Consider the following 24,491-nt stretch of genomic DNA (forward strand, 5'->3'; position numbering starts at 1 on the left):
AACAACGTCAGCCTCTTTCGAATGTACCAGTCGATTTTATTTAAGAAAAGGTCAGCAAAGGCATCCATCGCATAGTAGTTTCTCCATCCCTGTATCTTGGGGTTAAGTTCTTCGACCATTCTGTTCATTGTCCAGAATAGTCGGTTACGTGACTCTGTGACTTCTTTGACCTTCTCCTTCATCCTCTTCATAGCTTTCTTCGAGGGGTAGCTTCGCAGGATATAATGATCTAGTCCTTTGACCTGTTTTGGAATCTTTCGGTGATGCATGCCCAGAAAGTCAAATCCTCCTTTGTCATCCCACAGGTTGACCAGTTTGGATTTGGACGTATTCATCTGCAGTTCAAGTTTCCCGAATACAGCCTTCAGTACATCGATTGACTTCAGGGCTTGCTCCCTGGTTTTGCATAGGATGACCAGGTCGTCCGCGTAGCGGACGAGTGTGCCAAGTTCAGTGAATTTGTTTTCCCAGATGGTATCGAGGTAGTTCAGATAGATGTTCGCAAGTAACGGACTGATGACACCACCCTGCGGGCTTCCGAGGTCAGTTTCGTGAAACTGATCATCTTTCATGAAGCCTGCCTTCAACCATTTCCGGATAAGTTTAAGTATTCTTCTGTCGCTTAGTCGCTGCTCCACAAGCTTCATCAATTTCTCATGTGAAATGTTATCGAAATATCCGGCAATATCTACATCCACTACCCAATAAACACCTTTCCTCACGGCACGGCGAATATGTCGGATTGCCCCTTTGGCATCCCGTTTTGGGCGGAATCCATACGAGCATTCCTTGAAATCTGTCTCAAAGATCGGCTCGATCACCAGTTTTGTTGCCATTTGCACCACACGATCTATTATAGCGGGGATTCCGAGCGGGCGAAGTTTTCCATCCTGCTTCGGTATCTCCTTGCGCCTGACTGGCAATGGGTGATACGTGCCCAAGATCAGTTGTTCCCGGATTTCTGCGACAAATCGTTCTTCCCCATATCCCTTTACAATATGGTCAATGGTTATCCCATCAACGCCTCCACTTCCCTTGTTGCCTTTCACCCGTCTCCATGCTTCCCATAGGATGTCTTCCCGATAAATCTTGTCGTAGAGCGCATGAAACCTACGCTTCGGATTTTCCTTGGCGGCAAGATATAGCTTGTCTTGAAGTTCTTGAGCTTTTACTTTGGTGTAGTTAGCAGCTTTGACTGCATTCACTCACTCGTACCTCCTTAACTTACTTGAACAAAGCAGGGACTCTTCCCTCCACAAGGTTTTGTTGTCCTTGCTTCACAGGTACTACAATCCCCTCCGACTTCCTTCCCGCAGCTCGCCATTTCACCTTTCGGGCTTATAAGTCCGCTACTTACGAAAAAAATTTTTTTTTTTTTTTTTTCGTGCGGGTTAGGTTCTCCCTAGTTCCAAGCACAACTTTCATAGCATGCCGATCCCCTTACACCGGAGGGTTCTTCCGCGCTGCACTTCCAAGGGCTTCACGCGTTCCATGGTCTTCGCCCATGAAATCGAGGCTCGACTCCCTCTTGTCCTTTACAGGTTCTTTTTGACGGTGCGGCAGGATTCACTTGATGTTACGGCCTGCTATTTTGCTCGCACTCCATGCGGAGTTCTTTGTCACAGGGCTTCAACCTTAGAATCTCTCCACCAGTTGCCTGTCAGCTACGAGGCGACTTGGCTCTTACCTCGATTGATCTTTCATCAATTAGTTGTACCTAGCTTGGCTAGGCGCGCATTTCATAAAAAAAAAACGTCGAATGACGTCTATTCTTATAAAGTATTTTGTTATCGGTATGCTTTTTTAGTAACGTTTTTTAGCTTCTCCTGAACGGAAGTGAACTCCGCACTTATCTCCACATCACTAAGTGCAGATGACTGCTGAAGCGCTTCAGAGAATGACGCGTGCAGAACTTGATTTTCTGGAGACGTTAATATCGTTTGCTTGTTTGCTTGATGCATTTCAGGTGCTCCTTCTGTAGCCAGTTTATCTGTCTAGTCTGGTCAGAAAAAGTCTTTTTTATGCTAATTCGTGTTAACTGGGCTTTCAAGTATAAGTGTGACAGGGCCATCATTAATTAACGATACGTCCATCATTTCCCCAAATGCCCCCGTCTCCACCTGTAAGCCCTGTGCCCGCAGCAGCTCATTGAACCGGTCATAGAGGGGGGACGCAAGCTCCGGTCTGGCCGCAGCCATGAAGTTCGGTCTTCTGCCTTTACGGCAATCACCATAAAGAGTAAACTGCGATACAGACAATATTTGTCCATTTATTTCGCTAACCGAGAGATTCATTTTGCCCTGACTGTCTTCAAAAATCCGTAATCCGGCCAGCTTCTCCGCCAAATACTTGGCATCCTGCTCGGAATCCTCATGGGCAATACCGACCAGCAGCATTAAGCCTTGTCCAATTTGGCCGATGACTTTGCCAGCGACGGAAACCTCTGCTTGTTTGCATCTTTGTACGACTATCCGCATAAATGGGTATACTCCTAGCTCTGCATAATGCGTTGTACAGAATAGACATCCTTTACACGCTTGATTTTTTCAACTACGGCTTGCAAATGATCAATATTTTTGATCAAAATCGTAATATGAATCATCGCCATCTTATTTTTGTCGGAACGGCCGGATACAGCTGACATTGTCGTCTTACTTTCCGAAACCGCCTGCAGCACTTCGTTCAGCAAGCCCCGACGGTCGTGACCGGTAATTTCGATCTCCACATTAAAGCTGGATTCGACGACATCGGCCCATTCTACTTCGATAACACGCTCTTCTTCACCTTCGCTTGAAGGAATATTCGTACAATCTGAGCGGTGAACAGAAACGCCGCGGCCGCGGGTAATGTAGCCGATAATCTGGTCGCCTGGAACCGGGTTGCAGCAGCGCGCGAACCGAATGAGCAGGTTATCCACACCTTTAACTCTAACCCCATTCGTAGGACGGCTTTTGTGCTCAGATGGAGCTGCCTTGACCTCTTTGACCTCGCCGGTTAACTGCAGCACCTGCGCTTCTTCAGCTTCCTTGCGCATCTTCTCCGTCAGCTTGGTACATATTTGCGCAGCGGTAATTCCTGCAAATCCGACTGCGGAAAGCATGTCGTCTATATCGTTAAAATTGTATTTTCTCGCTGCTTCCAGCATGTTTTCATTCGTCATCAAGGTCGGCGGATCAATCGCCAGGCGTTTCAATTCCCGCTCGATCGCTTCCTTACCCTTTTCTACGTTTTCTTCACGCTTCTCCTTTTTGAACCACTGCTTAATTTTACTTCTCGCATGCGAGGATTGAGCAATCTTGATCCAGTCCTGGCTCGGGCCATAGGAGTGCTTGGAGGTCAATATCTCAATAATATCGCCGGTCTTCAGCTTATGATCCAGCGGCACGATCCGGCTGTTAACCTTGGCTCCAATCGTTCTGTTTCCTACCTCTGTATGAATCCGGTAAGCAAAATCAAGAGGACCAGAGCCTGCAGGCAGCTCAATGACCTCCCCTTTAGGTGTAAATACAAACACCAGGTCGGAGAAAAAGTCCATCTTCATAGACTCCATAAACTCAGAAGCATCGCTCGTTTCATGCTGAAGCTCAAGAATTTCACGGAACCAGTTCATCTTATCCTCAAAAGTGCCCGAAGGGACAATCAAGCCTTCCTTGTATGCCCAGTGCGCAGCGATCCCGTATTCCGATGTCCTATGCATATCCCAGGTGCGGATCTGTACCTCAAGAGGCTCCCCCATCGGTCCAATGACCGTCGTATGCAAGGATTGATACATATTTGGCTTGGGCATAGCGATATAATCTTTAAAGCGCCCAGGCATCGGCTTCCAAAGCGTATGGATAATGCCCAGCGAAGCATAGCAGTCCTTAATGCCGTCCACAATGACACGAAGCGCCATTAGATCGTAGATTTCATTGAACTGTTTTCCGCGCGAGCTCATTTTTTTATAAATACTATAAATATGCTTAGGTCTGCCCGATATATCGCCTTGGATACCCATTTCATCAAGCTTTTCCTTGATGCTGTGGATAACATCTTCGATATACTGCTCGCGCTCGGCACGTTTCTTCTGCATAAGATTCACGATCCGGTAATACTGCTGGGGATTCAGATAACGGAGGGCAATATCCTCCATCTCCCACTTGATGGTGGAAATCCCTAAACGGTGTGCAATTGGACAGAAAATTTCCAGAGTTTCCTCGGCAATCCGCCGCTGGCTTTCTTCCGATTGGTATTTCAGCGTTCTCATATTATGCAGCCGGTCAGCCAGCTTGATCAAGATCACGCGGATGTCCTGCGCCATGGCAACAAACATTTTGCGATAATTCTCATTCTGCTGCTCTTCTTTTGACTTAAATTGGATGCGCTCCAGCTTAGTCAGACCGTCAACCAGCATGGCACAGGTTTTGCCAAATTTATTAAGTACAGTTTCCAGTGAAACTGTAGTGTCTTCAACAACATCATGAAGAAGCGCCGCTATAATCGACGTCACTTCCATTTGCATATTTACCAAAATCTCGGCAACGGCTAAGGGATGAAGGATGTATGGCTCCCCTGACTTGCGCACTTGACCGTGATGAGCCTTATCCGCAAATTCATACGCTTCCCGGATTTTGAGCAAATCATTCTCTTTCAGATAGGCTGCCGCCTTTTCCAGTAGCTGCTCTATACCCATGAATCTATCCATTCCCTTTAATCGATTTTAATTCATTATGCCTTCAACGCAGGCCCTACGTCAACTGCCTGACCCTACTCCATCAAGAAAAAAGCGCCTGCAACCCAGAAAATGCACATATATTGGAAAAAGAAGCCCCTAAAAATCAATTGATTTCATAGGGCTTCCTCTTCAATTCATTAAAACTGCATCAATGAAACAACATCCAACTCGTCCAGCTTCGATCTTCCATCCAGGTAAGAGAGCTCAATCAGGAATGCAGCGCCTACAATATCACCGCCAAGCTGATGAATCAAGTTGATCGAGGTCTGAATGGTTCCTCCCGTAGCAAGCAGATCATCTGCGATCAGCACCTTTTGCCCCGGCTTAATAGCATCCTTATGCATGGCCAGCTTGTCTTTGCCATATTCCAGCGCATAGTCGGCTTCGATCGTCTCTCCGGGCAGCTTGCCGCTCTTGCGGATCGGAATGAACCCGACGCCAAGTGCATAAGCAAGCGGAGCTCCAATTACAAACCCCCGTGCCTCCGGTCCTGCTATAACATCGATCTCCCATTTTGAAACCAGCTGCTTTAATTCATCAATGGCCTCTTTGTATACGGGTCCGTTCTGCAGCAGCGTCGTGATGTCCTTAAACCGAATTCCAGGCTGCGGATAGTCGTGAATAACACGAATATGTTCTTTAAAGCTCATAGCGTTTCCTCCAGGATTTTTTTATTGTTTAGTTCGTTCAATTTGCTGTGTGATCCACTGTTCAAGTTCTTTGGCTGTGGAATATAAAATGATATCTTCGACATCTTGACGGTTTTCACGCTTTTTAAGCAATCGGGAGGTAGACAGATCCTTCTTGACCGGGGACTTTCGCAGCTTGATGCGACTGCCTGACCGTTCTAGAAACTCAAGCTCCTCAAATACGCTGATCATAAACTCAACCATGGCCGAGGAGAGCCCGGAGCGTTTGCAGAAGGACTGCATCATGCCCTTATTATACAGATCCCATTCGCCTTGCTCCAGCAGTGTCCCATACATCAGCTTAAACATATCCCGCGAGGGAATGGCTCCTCCGCTTTCCTTTTTGCGTTCTGCAAAAATGGCATAACACCGTCGGATTGCAGCGGCCTTGCCGAGAATCAACTGCAGATCCTGGACACTTCCCGGCGCTGTATATAGAACAAGATCGTGACAATCTTCCAGTGGGCGCTCTAACGCCCTTTCATTAACTGGCACAAGCTCTCCTGCGGGGTTAAGAAGCCATAAAGCGAAGCTGTCAGCTAAAGGATTTTGGTGCAAGTAGCCCTCTAGTTCCATCTCTTCAAAAAGTATCACAGCCGCACTGTTAGCCTCCGTGTCTGCACGATCAGCCAAAGCTTCGTTCAAGCTTGCTAGCCTCACTTCCGGCTTCACTGTCCCCCGCCAGTCAAAAACCTGCAGATGAGGGATGCGCATATCCTGGATAACAATTTGCGGCTTCCTGGTGCCATTCCATTCGTTAATAGACAGCTCCCCTATAATATCAAGCCGAGCAGTAGGCGTAATATGCTCTGCGAAACTTCCTTTGCCGAAGCCAACTGCTTCCACCGAGCTGCTTATTTCATCCATCGTTTGTGACAGCACCAGCTTTAAATGCTGCTTCTCTCTGCCCATAGTACGGGAATCCTCAAGTGCCATATCTGTAAAAATAAATTTGGGCGTCGGATTGCTCATTCCAAATGGAGCTAGCCGTTCCAGCTGTTCGATGCAGGAAATGGGAACCTCAGCCAAGCTGCAGGCCGCATCCGCCTGTAGAATAGGAGTAAAGTCATCCTCTGTCAGCCAGCTTCCCGCAAGCTCATTAAGCTTGCTTGTGAAGGCTTCCAGATGCTTCTCCTCCAGTGTCATTCCGGCCGCTGCCTGATGCCCTCCATAGTGATCGAGTAAATCCTTACATTCAGTTAAAGCCTGATGCATATCGAACCCGGTTATCGAACGGGCCGAGCCTTTGACCATTCCTGTTAAAGGATCTTTACTGAGGACCAGCGCAGGACGGTAATAGGCATCAACAATTTTGGAAGCAACTATGCCTACAACCCCGACATTCCAATCTTCCTTGGCGACAACAATGACCTTATCCAGCCCTTTAGCCAGCTGCTCCCCGGCCATAATCATAGCTTCCTTCGTAATGTCTTCCACAATACGCTGCCGTTCTTTATTTAAAGCATCCAGCTCATATGCAATTCGTTCAGCTTCTCTATCATCATGAGTCAGCAGCAGCTTCACTGCTTCATCAGCACTATCGAGCCTGCCGCTGGCATTAATGCGAGGTGCCAGCGCAAATCCGATATGGCCTGCCGTTATTTCCTTGTGCTCAATCCCGGCAACGCCCAGAAGCGCTCTGATGCCCGCGTAAGCCGATTTCTGCATGCGCTCAAGACCAAGCTTAACAATCAGCCGATTTTCTCCTACAAGCGGCATTAAATCGGCAACCGTGCCAATGGCTGCTATTTCCAGCAGCTCTTCGGGCAATCTGCCGAGTAAAGCATGTGCCAGCTTAAGTGCAACCCCTACGCCAGCGAGATGCTTGAACGGATACGTACATCCAGGCTTCTTCGGGTTAATCACGGCTATAGCATCAGGCAGGCGCTCAGGAGGCTCATGGTGATCGGTTACGATCAAATCCATTCCAAGCTGCCGTATGTACTCCGCCTCTTCCCATGCGCTGATCCCCGTATCCACGGTAATCAGCAAGGAAACGCCTTGATCCTTAGCCAGATCGACAGCGTTTCGGTTAAGGCCATATCCTTCACGCACTCTGTGCGGAATATAAGTATCAAACGTCGCTCCCATTCCTTTGAGCAAATGCGCCATTAACGATGTGCCGCTAACGCCATCTGCATCGTAGTCCCCGTAAATTCGGATGAGCTCCTGACGCTCAATAGCAAGTAAAATCCGGTCAGCAGCAGCGCGTACTCCGTCCAGCAGAAAGGGATCATGAAAATGATCCCTTCCCCCATTCAGAAACAGCTCAGCCTGCTCAATCGTACTGATATCTCGAAGAACCAACAACCTTGCGACTAACGGATCAATACCTAATGTGCGAGTGAATTCCTCGGCGAGTATTGCTTCGGCATTTCCTAGCTTCCATCTTGCTTTGGAGCTTAGCACCGGACATCCCTCCTTAGAGCTCTCAACCTACAAGGAAAGGTGAGAATGATTAATGAACCAGCGTGGGGTAATCATCGTGCTCCGAATCCATATTATTCTTATAGGGATAACCCGGATCGTAAGGATTTACTCTGACATATACATCTGTGATGTGTATGAAGCGTTTCATTAACTGCTGCTTAGCCAATCTGGCTATGTCATGCCCTTCTAGTACAGATATTTTGGGATTAACACTGATTTTCATATCTACGATCACATAGTGCCCATGCTCTCTGGCTGTCAGATCATCAACAGAAATTACACCCTTCACCCTCTGCACAGTATTTATTAGCTCTGCAGCATCTTCCTGGTGCAGCATCTGATAAAGCGTCTTGTGAATGGTTTCCCTAACCAGATTGTAGCCCTTTTTAAGTATCAGCAAGGAAATAAACAACCCTGCGGCCGGATCGAAATAAAAGAAAAACGGCAAATCCCAGTATGTCCCTATTAAAGCTCCTGATACCCCTAGTACAGCGAATAATGCGGAAATAATATCAAAGCGCCGTTCCCGGAAATTAGTTATCTGGGAACCTGTTTGTTTACCTGCATGATACTTATAACGAAATATGATTTCTTTAACTACTAAAGAGATGACGATTATGCCTAAAGCATAGCCTGGGGGAGCCGAATCCACTCCGGCCCAGAGTGCTTTGACGGCAGATACACCAAGCTCTATACCTATGATTAACAGCAATACAGAGATAAGGATCGAGGCAACCGCTTCGGCTTTCCCATGCCCATACGGACGATCTTCATCGGCAGAAAGCTTCGCGGCACGTATGCTGACAAGTGCGGTGAAAGAGCCTGCCACATTAGAGGCCGAATGTATCGCATCGGCAAGTAAAGCTTTACTGCCAGCTGTTATACCAACGAACCCTTTCAATACAGCAAGGACAATATTGCTGGCTATCCCTATCCAGACAGCAAATGCTGCCTTTTGAAAACGCTTGTCAATCACAAGAGCCACTCCTTTGGACGGATACAAAAGCCGCGGAATCCACTCACGCGGCTGATTGATAATTATTTCATTTATGCAGCAGCTTTCACTTTCTTTTTATTGGATCTGCTCTTAAGCAGGAACCACAGTGGGCTGGCTATACAGATGGATGAATAAGCACCACTAGCCAAACCGATAATTTTAGCGAGAGCAAACAATTTGATCGATTCGCTTCCGAATATAAACAAACAAATTGCAGCAATTAATATGGTTACTACCGTATTGATATTACGAGACATTGTCTGCCAGATACTGTTGTTAATCATGGTTGACAAATCTTCATCCGTTTTAACTTTCGTAAACCGCTGATTCTCACGAATCCGGTCAAAAATAACGATCTTATCATTAATTGAATAACCTATTGTTGTCAATATGGCTGCTACGAACGGCAAATCCACCTCTAGCTGGAAAATGGCGAACAAGCCGATAACCACAAATGCATCATACAGTGTAGTAATAACTACTGCTGTTGCAAAACGCCACTCGAAACGAATGCTGACATAAATACTGACAGCGACGCTGGCAATCAAAACTCCGTACAGCGCTTTAAGCGCTAGCTCTCTCGCTATGTCAGGAGATACGGTGTTTACTTCTTGAGACACATTTTCGCCAAACTCTGTTTTAAAAGCATCTTGAACTTTGCGGACATTATCGTCACTTAGCACTTCATCAAAGCGCGCGGATACACGGTCCTGATTGTCCCCGCCTATAGTTAAAACTGAAGGCTCCCGTTCAATGGCAGCAGTAAAGATTTGATTGGCCTTTTCTTTAGTAACTGCCTGGCCTAGCGAAATATCGATCGAAGTTCCTGCTTTGAAATCTACACCCAAATTTAATCCGGATATCAATAACGCTACAAGCCCAATGAGACAAAGAATAACGGAGGCAGCGAAAAATTTATTACGGTTTTTTACAAAATCGAACTGTTTTTTAAAGTTCACGAATATCTGCCTCCTTCACACCATAGTACCCGGTTTTTTTGACCATACCACTCTTGATCAGCAGCAGCATCATAAGTCTGGCCAAAAAGACGTTCGTCAAGATACTGAGTACAATACTCAATATGGTAATGACGGCAAAACCTCTAATAGCTCCAGTACCGAAGGAATAAAGCACAAACGCTGAAATCAAGCTTGTGACGTTAGCATCCATAATCGTACGGAAGGAATGCTTGGATCCGGCTTTCATAGAAGAAAGAAGACTCTTACCACTTTTAATCTCTTCTTTTACTCTCTCATAAGTAATGATGTTGGCATCCACGGCCATGCCTATTCCGAGTACAAACGCGGCAATACCTGGCAGTGTAAGCGTTGCATTCATCAAATCAAATATAAGTAGTAGCAGCCAAGTGTACGTAATCAGTGTAAAAGCGGCAACTAAACCTGGAACGCGGTAGAAAATCACCATGAACAGCAATATAATAATCGATCCGATCAAGCCTGCCTCCACCGTTTGGTGAAGAGACAATTGCCCTAAGGATGCTCCTACAACCTGCGAGTATTTCTCCGTTAGCTTCAGCGGAAGGGCTCCCAAATTGATCGTATCTGTTAAGCTCTTGGCTTCGTCAAATGTGTAATTACCAGAAATGGTAGCTATACCATTAGGGATAATACTTTGGACTACAGGAGCGGACAGCTCTTTGTCATCCAAATAAATGGCAAGCGGTTTGCCCTGCAATTTCTCTGTTACTTGCTTCAGCTTTTCGGCCTCTTTGACCTTAACTTGAATCATCGGCCGATTGTTTTCGTCGAAGCCAAGTGTAGCTCCGCCTACGACAAAATCGCTTCCCAGCAATTCCTTCGTCCCGTCTGGCCCCCGGAATGTTAATTCTGCAGGCTTCTTCAGCGTTGCTCTAACCTCTTCCTCGTTGGCAACTCCTGCAATTCTCACACGAATGCGGTCTTTCCCTTCCGTTGTGATCTCAGGCTCAGCAATCCCCTGGTCATCCACACGTTTTTCAAGACTTCTTGCGGTTTCATTCAGTGATTCTGTCGTTACGGCTTGTCCCGCTTCAATGGGCTCCGCCACGTACAAAATTTCAAACCCACCCTTTAAGTCCAAGCCTAATCTGATTTCTTTTACAAGTCCCGGACTTGTCCATGCAGCCACACCCAGTGTGACAATAATGGCCAAGAAGAAGAACAGAATCCTTTTAAAATCCATTACCTGCTTGTCTCCCTTCCATTCTCAATATTCCTATTATACTCATGCGCTAAAAACGAGTCAATTTGATACTCTAATAAGTAAAAAATGAGCAAAAAAAATAAGCCCTTTCTTTAAAATTGGGCTCCTTTCAAAGCGCTCATCGTCAGCCAATTCATAAACTTTGTGGATTTAAGCGACATAATGTCGTTTACAATCTCATGAAGCGCAGGATTTCCCGTTTTACGATATCGATCACTCACACATTCCCATATTTCTTCACCACTAACGTATTCATAGCCTAATAGTTTAAATTCCTCCACTTTACTGAGGCATAAACTCTTAATAACCTCATTTAGCTCCACCTCTGACAAAGCCGGCTCCGGCTCCATCTCCTCTTCTAGAGCTTCTGCCACATGTTTGTCTTCCACTTGAGCATCCAATTGCGCACCCATTTGAGCATCGAAGGAATCGTCATCCAACTGCTTCCCATCATTATCTTCGTCGCTCATCATTACCCCTCCTCGATGTAAAACTTATCCTGTACATTATAATTCGCTGCGGTTATACAAGTTTCCTGCAAACCGGAGCGGCATGTCCATAAAATGTTAGCATGAGCTTGACCACATCCCGCATATCTATGTATATACGCTGTGAGGGAAGAAGGAATGCACGTTGAGCAAGCAGTCGTTTATCAAAGGTACATTGATTCTCCTGGCCGCTGGCGTGATGAACCGGATTCTTGGCTTCATTCCCAGAATCACACTGCCGCGGGTTATAGGAGCCGAAGGAGTAGGGCTTTATCAAATGGGCTGGCCTTTTCTAATTGTTATTTTGACATTCCTGACAGGCGGCATCCCGATCGCCATTGCCAAGCTTGTCGCCGAGGCTGAGGCCGAGCGGAATGAATCGAGAAGCCGCAGCATTCTCAAAATCTCGCTAACGTTGTCAGTCTCCATGGGAATAGTCTTCACTTTGATATGCCTGCTCGCCTCCAAATGGATTACCACTCATTTGCTGACGGATTCCCGGGTATACCTGACGTTCATCTGCATGAGTCCCATCATTATTATGGTTGCGGTCTCTTCCGTGCTGCGCGGCTATTTCCAGGGCAAGCAAAATATGATACCAACCGCAGTTTCGCAAATTGTTGAAACGTTAGTGCGCATTGTGATGGTACTCGTTTTTGCCTATATGATGCTTCCTTATGGGATTGAATTTGCTGCTGCTGGAGCGATGATCGGCGTGATGGCAGGCGAATTTTGCGGGATGTTGATGCTTCTTTTGCATTATCGGTCCAGCAAGCGTCAAACAAGGCCTTTGGCCAAGGTCAGTATCGGTACCTCTAAAACAGGGGGAAGACTTTCTAATTTGCGCCGTATCCTTCGTATTTCGATACCAGTGACTGCCAGTAAATTAATCGGAGCAGGCTCTTACTTGCTGGAGTCCATTCTTATTACACAAAGTCTGGCCATAGCTGGCATTTCCACTGCCGTTGCAACAGCACAGTATGGTGCCCTGCAAGGAATGATCATTCCCATTCTTTTACTACCAAGCGCCCTTACCTTCTCTCTCTCCGTCTCTCTGGTCCCCTCCTTAAGTGAAGCGGCTGCCCGAAAAGATATGGTAACGGTTCATCAAAGGCTGCACCAATCCCTGCGTCTGGCATTAATTACAGGTGCGCCATTCGCTGTTCTCATGTACGTACTGGCCGAACCGATTTGCAAGTATATGTATAACCAGCCCGATATTGGTATCATGCTTAAAATGATGGCCCCGGTGGCATTATTCATTTATTTTCAGGCGCCTTTACAAGCTGCTCTGCAAGCCCTGGACAAACCAGGATCAGCACTAGTCAACACTTTGATAGGAGCATGCGTTAAGCTTATACTGATTTATTGGTTGGCTAGTAAGCCGGATATCGGCATTCTTGGTGCTGTCCTTGCTATCAATGTAAATATTGTGCTTATTACGCTGCTGCATTGGAGAAGTATTGTCCGTCTTTTGAACTTTAGAATGCAGATTACCGATTTTTTTAAAGTTCTTGTCGCTATGGTTATTTCCGGGATCAGCTGTTATTTAACAATGTATATGAATTGGAGCGGCATTCCACTTTTGCGCTTTTTATCCGCCTGCTTGGTTGGAGGTGTTGTGTACGTCCTGTTCATTTGGTTGATGCGCCTAATTCTTCCTTCCGATGTCAGCCGTTTAATCAACCTGGGGAAAAAGATCATTCGTCCATAATTAACGAACCTCAATTACCATATTGTCCCCTGTTATTTTTTGCGATCTACAAACAATTTGCCCCGATGATCGATCGAACAAAAAAAGACTTCTTTAAAATCAAATACTTGCAAAGCTTGCAGCTCATTTTTTAACCAAAACCTGGTTTTTCCTATTTGCTCCAAATGGTCATCCTGTACCCTGCCGTCCATAATTAAAGGAAGTGGGAGTCCTTCTAAACGGACCTTTCCGGGAAACTCTTCCGGCTCATTGCCAGCTTTTCCATTTTCACGATCTTTTTCAATAATACTTAGTTTGCCTGTTGATTCAAGTATTGCGAATTCCACATCCGATACATTCAACACCTTATTTTGTCTCAGCTGAAGCAGCAAGTCATCCAGATTATAGCGCTGCTTCTTCATCTCTTCCCTGTTAAGTGAGCCGTTCTCAATAAGTACGCTTGGCTTTCCTTCAAAAAGCAGGCGTATCCTTCTGCTCTTTAACGTTATGTAGGCTATGATGATCTGAATAAGCACCAAAGTCCCCATCGGGATAAGTCCGTCAGCAAGTGGCTTATGGGCATCTTCAAGCACAAAGACAGCAATCTCTGCGATCATAATGGAAATGACCAGATCAAATAAGGATAGCTTGCCAATTTCTCTTTTGCCCATAATCCTCAGCATCAGAAAGACCACAAAGTAAATCAGCACTGTCCGCAGAAATATGGTCCAAAATTCCAAATGGATCCCTCCTTGACGATCATATTTCATCTTTGTTCCCATTGTATTCTCACCGCCCATGCCCTTGCTCATACCCTTATTGAATGACTCAATTTTTGACATCTAAGGTAAGAAACACACCCTCCATCCTATTCCCAAAAAAGAATAAAAGTTTGTACTAATCAGTGATGCTTGGCCATACAATGGTGATAATGAATAGTTATCCAATTGAAAGGACTGGTGTGAATGAATACGACGAATAAGGTAAGCCAAACCCACTTGTCTTCCCCTTTATTGTCCGGACTTGTATATGCATTATCGATGATGGTAATAGGGACGCTTTTAACTTCTCTAGTCTTGCTGCTTAGCAGTACTCAGGAGAGCTCGCTCACTTCTTTAACAGCTATAGTCCACAGTGTTTCCTTATTTATTGGAGCCTGGGTTTCAGGCAAGCGGGCTGGCAGCAGAGGCTGGTATCACGGAGGCTTATTGGCCATTTTTTATTGTGTTCTTTTACTTGTCGTTGGATTTTTGGCTTATAACGTTCAATTGAATTTTCATTCTCTAAGACTGTTTGCCCTATTATTGTCCGCAGGCGCTCTAGGAGGCATTCTTGGGGTAAATACCCGTAAATAAACCCAAATTTAATAAAGTAATCAATTCCTCCTATAAATGTGTTATAATATCATGAGCTATTTTACAGCAGTATATTTACATTTTTATAGGGGGCGCAATATGGTTCCATTTCAATCCATGACAACCGTAACTGTTTACATTGTATTTGTTGTTTTTTTTCTGGTTTTGTTCTCGCTTCGCAAAAATCCTTTTTACGCCGCGGGCAGCTTCGTTCAGGAGATATTTACATCCCGCAAGTTTCTGTTTCATTTTATCGGCGTGATCGGGATTCTGTTCATTAACAAGCTGGAGCTTAGCATTGAAAAATCAATGCGTCCACGCCACGACTTTACGAGCTCGATCTATAAAATCGAAGGCGATTTCTCGGCTTCCATTCAGCATTTTTTCCACAACGATACACTTACGTATGTAGCTACTTTCTTTTATGTTGTCGTATTCCCTGCACTTATGATTGCGTCCATACTAATCTATACGTATCAGAAAAACTACAAGCTTTTTTATGCGCTTTGCTATGCTATCATGTTTAATTATATCGTCGCCATTCCATTCTACTTGTTTTTCCCGGTGAATGAAGTCTGGTCCTTCCGTCCTAATGTGTCCTTACTGATTAATGATGTGTTTCCTTCATTTGAAACAGAATACAGGCCGCTGTCAGGACTGGATAACTGCTTCCCAAGCTTGCACACATCTATTTCCGTCACTTTGGCCGTGCTTGCTTTTCACAGCCGCAACAAATTTTGGCAAATATTCGTACCCTGCTCTGCAGCGTTCATTATCTTCACGATTTTCTATCTTGGCATCCATTGGCTGACCGATATGTGTGCAGGAGTGCTGCTTGGTGTAGCTGCAGCAAGAATCGGAATGCGGATAAGTGAAGGGCGCTTCTCCTTCTCAACCCAAAGATCATTGATTGAGCAGCGTGCAAAAAAAGGTTAACCAGAATAGCAGAATAACAAAAAGGTGAGAGCTTGGTATCATGCTCTCACCTTTTTTTTGTCTTCCATTACTTCACTTCTAGTTCTTTCTCTTTGGCTACGGAATTAATAGCCGAACGATCAAAGGTTAGCTTCGTCGCATCATTCACGCGCAGCACACAAATATCGTCCGTAATTTCCAAAATCGTTCCATGAAGACCGCCGATCGTGGTAACTTTGTCGCCTTTTTTCAGAGAACTCAGCATTTGATTACGAACTTTTTGTTTCTTCTGCTGGGGTCTGATAAGTAAGAAATACAAAACTACAAACATAAGCACTAACGGTCCGTATGTAATTAATAAATTTGACCCACCTGCAGCTGTTTCGGTTGCTAATTCAAACATGTTGATCCTCCTTTCCTAAAATCCTCTTTCATTCTCATGAAGCCCGTAGCTGGTAAAAAAGGCATCGCGGAAATCGAGCAGCCGATCTTCCGATATAGCTTTCCTTACATCCCGCATAAGCTGAAGCAGAAAATGAAGATTGTGATAGGTAGTCAGTCTTATACCGAACGTTTCATCCGCTTTAATTAGATGACGAATGTAAGCGCGGCTATAATTCCGACAAGTATAACAGGAGCACTCGGGATCCAAAGGTCCTAAGTCCTTCGCATACTTCGCATTACGGATAACTAGACGACCCGAACTTGTCATACAGGTGCCGTTTCTCGCTATGCGGGTAGGCAGCACACAATCGAACATATCAATACCGCGAATAGCTCCTTCGATCAAAGCGTCTGGCGAACCCACTCCCATCAAATAGCGAGGCTTATTCACGGGCATCAGTGGAGTCGTATAATCAAGAACCTCATACATCAAATGTTTAGGCTCTCCGACGCTCAGTCCACCAATAGCATACCCCGGGAAATCCATGGAAGTCAACTGCTCAGCGCTTAATCTGCGCAAATCTTCATGCATGCCTCCCTGAATAATGGCGAATAATCCCTGAGTTTCCTTCCCGGCATGGCTGCTTAAGCATCTTTCAGCCCATCGGCTTGTCCGCTCCAGTGAGGCTTTGATATACGAATATTCAGCGGGATAGGGTGGGCATTCATCGAAAGCCATTATGATATCCGCACCTAGAGCATTCTGAATTTCCATAGCCTTTTCAGGAGAAAGAAACAGCTTATCCCCATTTAGATGGGACTTGAACTGGACACCCTCCTCGGTAATCTTGCGGATACCGCTTAAACTGAATACTTGAAAACCACCGCTATCTGTGAGAATAGGACGATCCCAGTTCATAAATTTATGAAGTCCTCCAGCAGCTTGCACCAGCTCATGTCCAGGCCGGATAAATAAATGATACGTGTTGCTCAATATTATTTGAGCATCCATTTCCTTAAGCTCTTCCGGACTCATCGTTTTTACAGTCGCCTGCGTGCCTACGGGCATAAAAGCGGGTGTTTCTATGATCCCGTGCGGTGTATGCACGCGACCTAATCTTGCTCCTGATTGCTTGCACGTCTTAATGTGCTCATATGTTACTGCTGCTGTCAATTGGTTCACTTCCCGTCTAGTAAATAAACATCGCATCCCCGAAGCTAAAAAAGCGGTAGCGATCTTCCACTGCAGCTTTATATGCACGCAGTATGTTTTCTCTTCCTGCCATAGCGCTGATCATCATAAGCAGCGTCGATTTAGGAAGATGAAAATTGGTAAGTAAAGCATCTACAATTTGAAATTCATAGCCTGGATATATGAAAATATCTGTCCAGCCCTGGCAGGCCTCAAGCTTAAGCTTCTGATCTGCTGCAGTCGTCCCTGCTGCCAGGACCAGCCTAGCAGCGGTCTCCAATGTACGCGCGGATGTAGAACCTACGGCTACGACCCTTTTACCGTTAGCACGGGTTTCGTTGACAAGCGCTGCCGTCTCTGCTGATAAATCATAGTATTCTGCATGCATCTCATGCTCTTCCACTTGATCTGCAGAAACAGGTCTGAACGTCCCAAGCCCCACATGAAGAGTAACAAAAGCAATGCGCACACCTTTTTGCTGCAGCTTATCTAAATAAGCTTTCGTGAAGTGAAGTCCTGCCGTTGGTGCGGCTGAAGACCCCTCATGCTTGGCGTATACGGTCTGGTAGCGCTCTTTCTCAGTTAGCTGCTCTTTAATATAGGGTGGGAGCGGCATTTGCCCCAACTTGTCCAATAATTCATGAAAAATGCCTGAATAGCGGAAATGCAGCACCCGCGCACCCATCTCGCCTTCATCCTCGACTAAGGCCGAAAGCAGCGGCATTCCCCCTGGCTGCGTAGCACCGCCGAACTCCATAACTGCTCCTGACTTGAGGCGTTTACCCGGACGCACCAATGCTTCATAGCGGTCCTCACCCAACGGTTTGAGCAGCAGCACCTCAACTTTGGCGCCAGTATCTGATTTCACGCCAAAAAGCCGGGCTGGAATCACTCGTGTGTCGTTCATCACGAGCAGATCCCCGGCTTCCAGACTCTGGATCAGATCATCAAACTGCTGGTGTTTGATATCCCCGGTCGCTTTATTTAAAGTAAGCAATCTCGATGCTGTCCGTTCGGCAAGTGGCGATTGGGCAATTAATTCTTCAGGCAATACAAAATCAAAGTCTAATACGTTCATCTAGTATTTTTCAGTCCTTACATTATGTTAGCTCCACTATAATAAGTTTGGAGTATTTTACGGTAATCATAGCCTTGCTCCGCAAAGCCTTTTGCGCCCCACTGGGACATGCCAAGACCATGGCCAAAGCCGGTTCCTCTAATTAAGATTTGCTTGCTGCCAATATTAATCTTCTTTTCACTCGTATTACTACCACCGCCGCCGCTGGAAAGAGGACTTACTGTTCCTGATCCACCGATCGCATAAATCTCTGTTTTGTCTGTTTCAACAGGCGCCGTTTGTGTACCACTCAATACGTACATGGAGCCTCCACTGTTATCACTGCCAGGGATGTTAATTCCTACCCCTCCTACATTATAACTGCCAGCTTCCACAATTTCAAACCGGGTGCTGGGAAGCCCTCCTAGCAGCGTTCGGAAAGCATCGGGATATTGTACTTTGACGACCTGATCATTAGCTTTTATCTCCATAACCCGTCCCGAAGGGCCTCTCTTCGAAATTTCGAGAGTTTTCAATCCGCCTTGCAGCTTCACGCCCGCCGCTGAAAGCTTTGATTCCAGGAAGGAAGCATCATAAGGACCGCGAATCCAGGAATATGGATTTGATTCTTTCTGTTCACCCAGAACCTCTACTTGCTCCTTATCTTTCAATTTATAGAATCCGGCATTCGCCGAATCATCAACAAAAGGGGCCGGCCGGACATTGACCTGGGCTTCTGTCGCAGTATACAGAGGAAGCCCTGCAGCACTTTTTGTCCCTGTATTTTTTAAATAGGAGGCATTCACATATCCGGTTTTCCCGTTACTAAGCTTCACGTTGTACCAGTTTGCACGACCCGCTTCAGCCCCACTATCCGGACTGGACACACTTTTGAGATAGGGGACCGGGTTTCCCCAAACTTCTGAAGGATCAGCTGTTACCCCACCGGAATTGGATGAATACACAGGTTGGATCAGCGCATCATTATACACCAATACTTCCCCATTTGTGTCATCAACTGCTTTAATTGCATTGGTAAATTCCTTCTGGATGCCATAAACCTGATCCAGCGTCGTATCGCTGACATGGGCAATCCCATACTTCATACCTAAGCTTAGTGCATACGTACGGGCAGCGACAGCCTGTGCCTTAAGAGCTTCCAGCGGCCAACTGGCGCCCAACTCAGAGCTAACAACTCCGTATAAGTACTGTTCAAAAGGAACTTCGTTGATTACGGCAAGCTTGCCGTTATATGTACTTAATTCTATGTCGCCTCTGTAAGTGCGGCCTGCCCGTTCTTTGACAGTAATACCCGATTGCTTAGGATGAATCCAGGCCTTTACATTCAATCCTCCGGCTGCATAATGAGGGACTAGTGAAGTGCCTGCAGTGTCCGCTGTGACGTCCCATTTCTGCAGCAAGTAAGGAGAAGCTGTGTTTGCTGGCTGAAGCTGCAGATTCGGCATCAGCTGGGCTGCTTTCTGCTTCACTAGGCCGAGCTGCTCTTCGGTAGCCTCACTGCCGATCCACACCGAGTAGAAAAGCTTCCCGCTTCCCATAATGTCCTCTTGAATAGCTACATCTGCATCCAGACCAGCCTGGGAAATGATATTCACTTGATTAGCTGCCTCAGCTTCCGTTTCATAGGTGCCGGCTTGAAGATGAAAGGGTCCAGTAATGACAGGCACACCCGTTTTAGCCAGCGCCGCAACATTGGGATCTTTCATGGCCTGTTCCTTGGCAGAGAAAGCTTCATTAACATTTCCATAGCTTCCATAAAAAACTTGATAGGAAGGCTTGCCTTGCTTTTGACGGCTAATGATATAGGAATCCCCAGCCATTACTGATAGTTTACTATAAAGGGCCTTAGCATTTGTAAAATTAGTAGTTTCAAGCATAAGGACACCAAACTGATCCATAGAGCTGCGTACTGTAGCTGGTCCTGTAAGTGACACCCATGTTTTTGTAACAGCCGCTGCATCACGTATTCCAACATCCAGCCCACTTGTGGACGTTAGTGTAACAGCTGATTTTATTGCGCTATATTTGGGTGTGTTAATGAAAAAGGCAACACGGATATTGTCCAATTTCTCGATGGCAGCATGGGCAGGCTGGGGAAGAAAAGAAAGAAAACCTGCTGTAACTACTGCTGCAGTAAGCTTTAAGGCGGATTTGCGGGAAAACAATGTAAGCCATTTCATTGGAAAAAAGTCCTCACTCTCGTTAGCATTCTAGTAACTTAGACGCACGTAATCCTAGGAAGTTTTGCCAGCAAAAAAGAAAAATCTCTTCCCGCTTTGCAGCAGCGGTAAGAGATTCTACTTCCAGCTAATCCTGTTGGCCTGGAATAGGCAATCCCAAGTGGCGGTAAGCCAGCGGAGTTACGGTCCGTCCTCGCGGTGTTCGCTGTAAAAAGCCAATCTGCAGAAGATACGGCTCATAGACGTCCTCAATCGTTTGGCTTTCTTCTCCGATCGTTGCCGCAATCGTATCCAATCCGACTGGACCGCCCTGAAAATTCAAAATAATGGCGCGAAGCATCTTATGATCAATCTCGTCAAGACCGAGGTCATCCACCTGAATGAGTCTGAGAGAAGCTTTAGCTATATCAACTGTTATGATTCCATCACCCTTGACTTGAGCGAAATCCCGGACTCGCCTCAGCAGCCTGTTGGCTATCCGCGGAGTTCCCCGGGAGCGCATGCCAATTTCTCTCGCTGCTTCCCCGACGATCTGCACCTGCAGAATATCGGAGGTTCTACTCACAATATAGGTCAGCTCCTCAACCGTATAGTACTCGAGACGGCTAACGACGCCGAAGCGGTCTCTGAGCGGAGAAGACAGCAGACCGATTCTGGTTGTAGCACCGACCAGCGTAAATGGCGGCAAATCCAGACGTACGGAGCGTGCGCTCGGACCCTTTCCGATCATAATATCCAGGGCGTAATCTTCCATCGCCGGATAAAGCACCTCCTCCACGGTTCTGTGAAGGCGGTGAATCTCATCTATGAAGAGTACATCTCCCTGTTGAAGATTCGTCAGAATAGCAGCAAGATCCCCAGGCCTCTCGATCGCTGGACCAGAGGTCGTTCTTACGTTGACGCCAAGCTCGTTGGCGATAATATTGGACAACGTTGTTTTTCCGAGTCCCGGAGGACCGTATAGGAGCACGTGATCCAACGCTTCCTGACGCATTTTGGCAGCTTCTATGTAGATTTTCAAATTATCTTTCACTTGTGCTTGTCCGATATATTCAGCCAGATAACGGGGACGCAGACTCAACTCCACAGCCTGATCCTCCATCATCAAATTGGCAGAAATGATCCGGTCATCCATGGAATTCCCCTCCTACATTTGATACAAGGCTTGCAAAGCAACTTTGATAACGGTATCCACCGTATCCGTTTCCTTAACCTTGGCTTTCACTTGATGCCAGGCCCGATCTGCCTCCGCTTCATTATAGCCAAGCGATAGCAGAGCTTCCTTCGCCTCAAACCAGGCGATTCCGCCCTCTTGCGCCGCCGCTGCCGGTGCAAGGTCAATTCCGAAAATATCGTTCCCTCTGCCCAAAGGCAATGATCCAAGCTTGTCTTTGAGGTCGAGAATGATACGCTGTGCCGTTTTCTTGCCAATGCCCGGAAGCTTCGTCAGAAAGGCAATATTCTCCTGGCCAATAGCCGACATTACCGCTTCCGGCCGTCCACCTGCAAGAATACCGAGAGCAACCTTAGGACCTATCCCACTTACCTCGAGCAGCAGCCGGAATAAAGACTGCTCGTCTCTTGAACCAAAACCGAATAAAAGATGTGCATCTTCTCTTACATGATAATGAATGTAGAGTGTGAGATCCTCATCTTCTTTGCTTTGCAGCGCATAAGGATTCGGACAGAACACCCTGTAGCCTACTCCATTAACATCTACTACTACATAATCCAGTTCTCTTGCCGCCAGTTTTCCTCTTAGAAAATCTATCATCGTTTTCCAGCCTCGTTTATTTGAGTTAGTAAATTAGAAGAATGGGCGTGACAAATAGCCACTGCGAGTGCATCCGCCACATCATCAGGCTTAGGTACGACAGACAGCTTAAGCAAAATTTTGACCATTTCCTGAACCTGATGCTTCTCCGCTTTGCCATACCCCACGACAGCCTGCTTCACTTGCAAAGGTGTATATTCGCCTACCGGAAGCCCGGCTTGCACGCCAGCGAGGATCATAACCCCTCTTGCCTGTCCTACAGTAAATGCCGTTGTTACGTTCCGATTAAAAAACAGCTTCTCAATAGCCATTGCATCAGGTTTATATTTCTCTATCAATTGGACCGTAGAATCGTAAACCTCTTTCAGACGTATGCCAGGGTCCGTATGAGCCAAGGTCTGGATGGACCCGTATTGTACGGGAACCAGCTTACTGCCCAGTTTATCAATAAACCCAAAGCCTACTATCGCAATTCCCGGATCGATACCCAGAATCCGCACAAGCACTCTCTCCTATCCCAAACGCGAACATATGTATTCCTAGATTATAACAGATAAAAAAAAAAAGAGATAGACCAAGGATTTCTCCTGGTCTATCTCCCAGCGGTCAGTACAGCCTCTAAGGATGCATAACCGGTTCTGTTTCTTCAATCGCATAATCACTAAAAGTCGATAGAACGCTATTGTATTCATCCAAATCGGAAATCCGGATACCCTCATAGAGATCTTTCAGCGCTGCCTTGGGCAAACTACTTTTCAAATAATCAATATTCAATTGGAAGAACGTGCGAATCACGTTATCCTTGGCTGGCAATCCGTTAAACAAGGATAGATTTCCGCTCTCGTCCATTCCAAAATAAGCCTTTTCCTTACAGGCAGGAGAGAGATCCTCGACCTGCTCGATAAATATAACCTTCCCCTCTTCGCCAAAGCTGACCGACCAGTTGGAGTGCTTATTGTAAGTTTCCAAGAGCTGCTTGGAATCCCAATTCCCAAGCTTCTCCGTCTCCTCGCCACACACATATATTTTTTGCAAATAGGTCTCTTGAGTACCTTTTAATTGTTGAATCGTATCTATTGAATCCTGAATAGGCGCAAATGCGCTTAGAGCGGGCTTGTTCACTTCCAGATGATAAGCTGCTATCCAGACTGCCAAGCCAACAAGAAACACCATTAAAGCCAACCATCTGCGTCTCCATCTCAGTTTTTTCTTAAGATGTTTGAGATATTTGTTAACATTCACTGGAATCCCCTTCCTATTCCGTTTTTTTGTATTGTTTCCCATTGCACTGACAGGTATACATGAATTACCATAGTTATATGGAGAATAAACAACATAAAGATAGGAGAAGAATCCAAATGAAATTAAAGAAAACAACGCTGTTAGTCATTGGAGCCGTTCTACTATGGGGTTCTGTAGCTCTATGGAACGGTATACAGCGGGAGCATTCCGGAGCATCTCTCACCCGAACAGAGTATGTCGGAAGAGTAAATATAGCTACTCATTGAAGGAACACTTTGACTGTTGCCCCAAAAATGTTATAGTCAATATAATATAGTTTAGAGCGAGGCTTCTTAAGCAGTGACCTTTGGGGTCAAGAAGCGGTTACAGCCTAGGCAGGCAAATAAAAGTTATAAGCCGGGGAATATGTAAAGCCTACGCTAACGATGCAAGCTTTCCTTAAGGATAGCTCTCAGGAGGAGAAAACATGAATGTCGCAGAGCTTCGTTTGATTAAACTTTCGCGCACCGGTGATCGTGGGGCTTTTGTTGAACTTGTCGAATTGTACCGCAACAAAATCCAACGGCTCGCATATAGAATGCTGCACAATAAACCGGACTCGGAAGATATCGTCCAGGAAACCTTTATACGGGTATATCTTAATTTAAATCATTACGACGAAAGTCAAAAGTTTTCCACTTGGATATATCGAATTGGCAGAAATGTATGTATAGATTTGCTGCGTAAAAAAAGACCAGTCGCTTCCCTGGATGCAGAGTTTTCGGACGCGGATGACGATTATAGCTTTTATAGCAAAATTGCAAGCGAGGAAAGCTCCCCAGAGCATCTCGTTCTGCAATCCGAGACTGAAGAGCATATTCGCAAATCGATCAACAAATTGTCTGATAAGTATAAATCGATTATCATGCTTTATTATTTACAGGAGCTATCTCTGCAAGAGATTAGTGAGAAGCTTCGTCTTCCAGTCACGACTGTCAAAACTAGGCTCCATCGCGGCCGTGAATTGCTAAGAAAAAAATGGGGCATGACCTTTGTCATCAACCTTATGCTTTTTTTCTCGATCGGCATGTCTCCATAGCAGTATAGAAAAAACCAACCTCAGGTTGGTTTTTTCTATTTGGAACTATCCAAATTAGCGAGAGCATGCTTGACTTCGGG

General features: G+C 45.9%; 24 protein-coding genes. 5 read left to right on the forward strand and 19 right to left on the reverse strand.

The window, feature by feature from the left end:
- The 10 genes from ltrA to J2Z66_RS40495 all read right to left on the reverse strand — a co-directional run.
- The coding region (gene ltrA, locus J2Z66_RS40450; protein WP_209979473.1) for a group II intron reverse transcriptase/maturase at nt 1–1,205 on the reverse strand (1,205 nt) is incomplete at its 3' end.
- 582 nt (nt 1,206–1,787) lie between these two features.
- The gene (locus J2Z66_RS40455; protein ID WP_209979475.1) at nt 1,788–1,961 is read right to left on the reverse strand and encodes a hypothetical protein; all 174 of its coding nucleotides are present in this window, start codon (nt 1,959–1,961) and stop codon (nt 1,788–1,790) included.
- 63 nt (nt 1,962–2,024) lie between these two features.
- Nucleotides 2,025–2,477: a D-aminoacyl-tRNA deacylase gene (gene dtd / locus J2Z66_RS40460; protein WP_209979476.1), complete on the reverse strand. Its 453-nt coding sequence runs from the start codon at nt 2,475–2,477 to the stop codon at nt 2,025–2,027.
- A gap of 14 nt (nt 2,478–2,491) precedes the next feature.
- Complete coding sequence (locus J2Z66_RS40465; RefSeq protein WP_209979478.1) at nt 2,492–4,672, reverse strand: RelA/SpoT family protein; 2,181 nt, start codon at nt 4,670–4,672, stop codon at nt 2,492–2,494.
- 179 nt (nt 4,673–4,851) lie between these two features.
- Nucleotides 4,852–5,364, reverse strand: coding sequence for an adenine phosphoribosyltransferase (locus J2Z66_RS40470; RefSeq protein ID WP_209979480.1), 513 nt, complete (start codon nt 5,362–5,364; stop codon nt 4,852–4,854).
- 21 nt (nt 5,365–5,385) lie between these two features.
- On the reverse strand, nt 5,386–7,812 hold the full coding sequence (gene recJ / locus J2Z66_RS40475; protein ID WP_209979483.1) for a single-stranded-DNA-specific exonuclease RecJ: 2,427 nt from the start codon (nt 7,810–7,812) through the stop codon (nt 5,386–5,388).
- A 49-nt stretch (nt 7,813–7,861) separates the two neighbouring features.
- Nucleotides 7,862–8,809 carry a cation diffusion facilitator family transporter gene (locus tag J2Z66_RS40480; protein ID WP_209979484.1) on the reverse strand — a complete coding sequence of 316 codons (948 nt, stop codon included), beginning with the start codon at nt 8,807–8,809 and terminating at the stop codon, nt 7,862–7,864.
- A 71-nt stretch (nt 8,810–8,880) separates the two neighbouring features.
- Nucleotides 8,881–9,789 (reverse strand): protein translocase subunit SecF, encoded by a 909-nt coding sequence (secF, locus tag J2Z66_RS40485; RefSeq protein ID WP_209979486.1) that lies wholly within the window; start codon nt 9,787–9,789, stop codon nt 8,881–8,883.
- Nucleotides 9,779–11,011, reverse strand: a complete 1,233-nt coding sequence (secD, locus tag J2Z66_RS40490) for a protein translocase subunit SecD (RefSeq protein ID WP_209979488.1) — start codon at nt 11,009–11,011, stop codon at nt 9,779–9,781. The genes secF and secD overlap by 11 nt, the downstream gene beginning before the upstream one ends.
- A gap of 113 nt (nt 11,012–11,124) precedes the next feature.
- On the reverse strand, nt 11,125–11,502 hold the full coding sequence (locus J2Z66_RS40495) for a post-transcriptional regulator (RefSeq protein WP_312895030.1): 378 nt from the start codon (nt 11,500–11,502) through the stop codon (nt 11,125–11,127).
- A gap of 163 nt (nt 11,503–11,665) precedes the next feature.
- Between J2Z66_RS40495 and spoVB the strand changes: the two genes are divergently transcribed.
- Nucleotides 11,666–13,234, forward strand: a complete 1,569-nt coding sequence (gene spoVB, locus J2Z66_RS40500) for a stage V sporulation protein B (protein ID WP_209979490.1) — start codon at nt 11,666–11,668, stop codon at nt 13,232–13,234.
- A 32-nt stretch (nt 13,235–13,266) separates the two neighbouring features.
- On the opposite strand, the gene J2Z66_RS40505 is transcribed toward spoVB, so the two are convergent.
- On the reverse strand, nt 13,267–13,953 hold the full coding sequence (locus tag J2Z66_RS40505) for a DUF421 domain-containing protein (protein WP_245376213.1): 687 nt from the start codon (nt 13,951–13,953) through the stop codon (nt 13,267–13,269).
- 225 nt (nt 13,954–14,178) lie between these two features.
- Between J2Z66_RS40505 and J2Z66_RS40510 the strand changes: the two genes are divergently transcribed.
- Both J2Z66_RS40510 and J2Z66_RS40515 read left to right on the forward strand, forming a co-directional pair.
- The gene (locus tag J2Z66_RS40510; protein ID WP_209979491.1) at nt 14,179–14,568 is read left to right on the forward strand and encodes a TIGR04086 family membrane protein; all 390 of its coding nucleotides are present in this window, start codon (nt 14,179–14,181) and stop codon (nt 14,566–14,568) included.
- Between the two features lie 99 nt (nt 14,569–14,667).
- Nucleotides 14,668–15,504: a phosphatase PAP2 family protein gene (locus J2Z66_RS40515; RefSeq protein WP_209979493.1), complete on the forward strand. Its 837-nt coding sequence runs from the start codon at nt 14,668–14,670 to the stop codon at nt 15,502–15,504.
- A 67-nt stretch (nt 15,505–15,571) separates the two neighbouring features.
- On the opposite strand, the gene yajC is transcribed toward J2Z66_RS40515, so the two are convergent.
- The 8 genes from yajC to J2Z66_RS40555 all read right to left on the reverse strand — a co-directional run bounded on the left by yajC (nt 15,572) and on the right by J2Z66_RS40555 (nt 23,333).
- Nucleotides 15,572–15,886, reverse strand: a complete 315-nt coding sequence (gene yajC, locus J2Z66_RS40520) for a preprotein translocase subunit YajC (RefSeq protein ID WP_209979495.1) — start codon at nt 15,884–15,886, stop codon at nt 15,572–15,574.
- 15 nt (nt 15,887–15,901) lie between these two features.
- Nucleotides 15,902–17,041: a tRNA guanosine(34) transglycosylase Tgt gene (gene tgt / locus J2Z66_RS40525; RefSeq protein WP_209979497.1), complete on the reverse strand. Its 1,140-nt coding sequence runs from the start codon at nt 17,039–17,041 to the stop codon at nt 15,902–15,904.
- Between the two features lie 16 nt (nt 17,042–17,057).
- Nucleotides 17,058–18,137: a tRNA preQ1(34) S-adenosylmethionine ribosyltransferase-isomerase QueA gene (gene queA / locus J2Z66_RS40530; RefSeq protein WP_209979499.1), complete on the reverse strand. Its 1,080-nt coding sequence runs from the start codon at nt 18,135–18,137 to the stop codon at nt 17,058–17,060.
- A 17-nt stretch (nt 18,138–18,154) separates the two neighbouring features.
- The gene (locus J2Z66_RS40535; RefSeq protein ID WP_209979501.1) at nt 18,155–20,317 is read right to left on the reverse strand and encodes a SpoIID/LytB domain-containing protein; all 2,163 of its coding nucleotides are present in this window, start codon (nt 20,315–20,317) and stop codon (nt 18,155–18,157) included.
- Nucleotides 20,318–20,444: 127 nt separating this feature from the next.
- Nucleotides 20,445–21,452 (reverse strand): Holliday junction branch migration DNA helicase RuvB, encoded by a 1,008-nt coding sequence (gene ruvB / locus J2Z66_RS40540; protein WP_209979503.1) that lies wholly within the window; start codon nt 21,450–21,452, stop codon nt 20,445–20,447.
- Nucleotides 21,453–21,464: 12 nt separating this feature from the next.
- Nucleotides 21,465–22,091, reverse strand: a complete 627-nt coding sequence (gene ruvA / locus J2Z66_RS40545; RefSeq protein ID WP_209979505.1) for a Holliday junction branch migration protein RuvA — start codon at nt 22,089–22,091, stop codon at nt 21,465–21,467.
- Entirely contained in the window at nt 22,088–22,591 is a 504-nt protein-coding gene (gene ruvC / locus J2Z66_RS40550; RefSeq protein WP_209979507.1) for a crossover junction endodeoxyribonuclease RuvC, read from the reverse strand. The genes ruvA and ruvC overlap by 4 nt, the downstream gene beginning before the upstream one ends.
- 118 nt (nt 22,592–22,709) lie before the next feature.
- Nucleotides 22,710–23,333: a BofC C-terminal domain-containing protein gene (locus J2Z66_RS40555; protein ID WP_312895032.1), complete on the reverse strand. Its 624-nt coding sequence runs from the start codon at nt 23,331–23,333 to the stop codon at nt 22,710–22,712.
- 116 nt (nt 23,334–23,449) lie between these two features.
- Here J2Z66_RS40555 and J2Z66_RS40560 point away from each other — a divergent pair, with 116 nt between their 5' ends.
- Together J2Z66_RS40560 and sigW are read left to right on the forward strand one after the other, a co-directional pair.
- Nucleotides 23,450–23,599, forward strand: coding sequence for a hypothetical protein (locus tag J2Z66_RS40560; RefSeq protein WP_209979511.1), 150 nt, complete (start codon nt 23,450–23,452; stop codon nt 23,597–23,599).
- A gap of 200 nt (nt 23,600–23,799) precedes the next feature.
- On the forward strand, nt 23,800–24,411 hold the full coding sequence (sigW, locus tag J2Z66_RS40565; protein WP_209979512.1) for an RNA polymerase sigma factor SigW: 612 nt from the start codon (nt 23,800–23,802) through the stop codon (nt 24,409–24,411).
- Nucleotides 24,412–24,491 lie beyond the last annotated feature (80 nt).

The sequence above is a fragment of the Paenibacillus eucommiae genome (assembly GCF_017874215.1).
Classification (GTDB): Bacteria; Bacillota; Bacilli; order Paenibacillales; family NBRC-103111; genus Paenibacillus_AI; species Paenibacillus_AI eucommiae.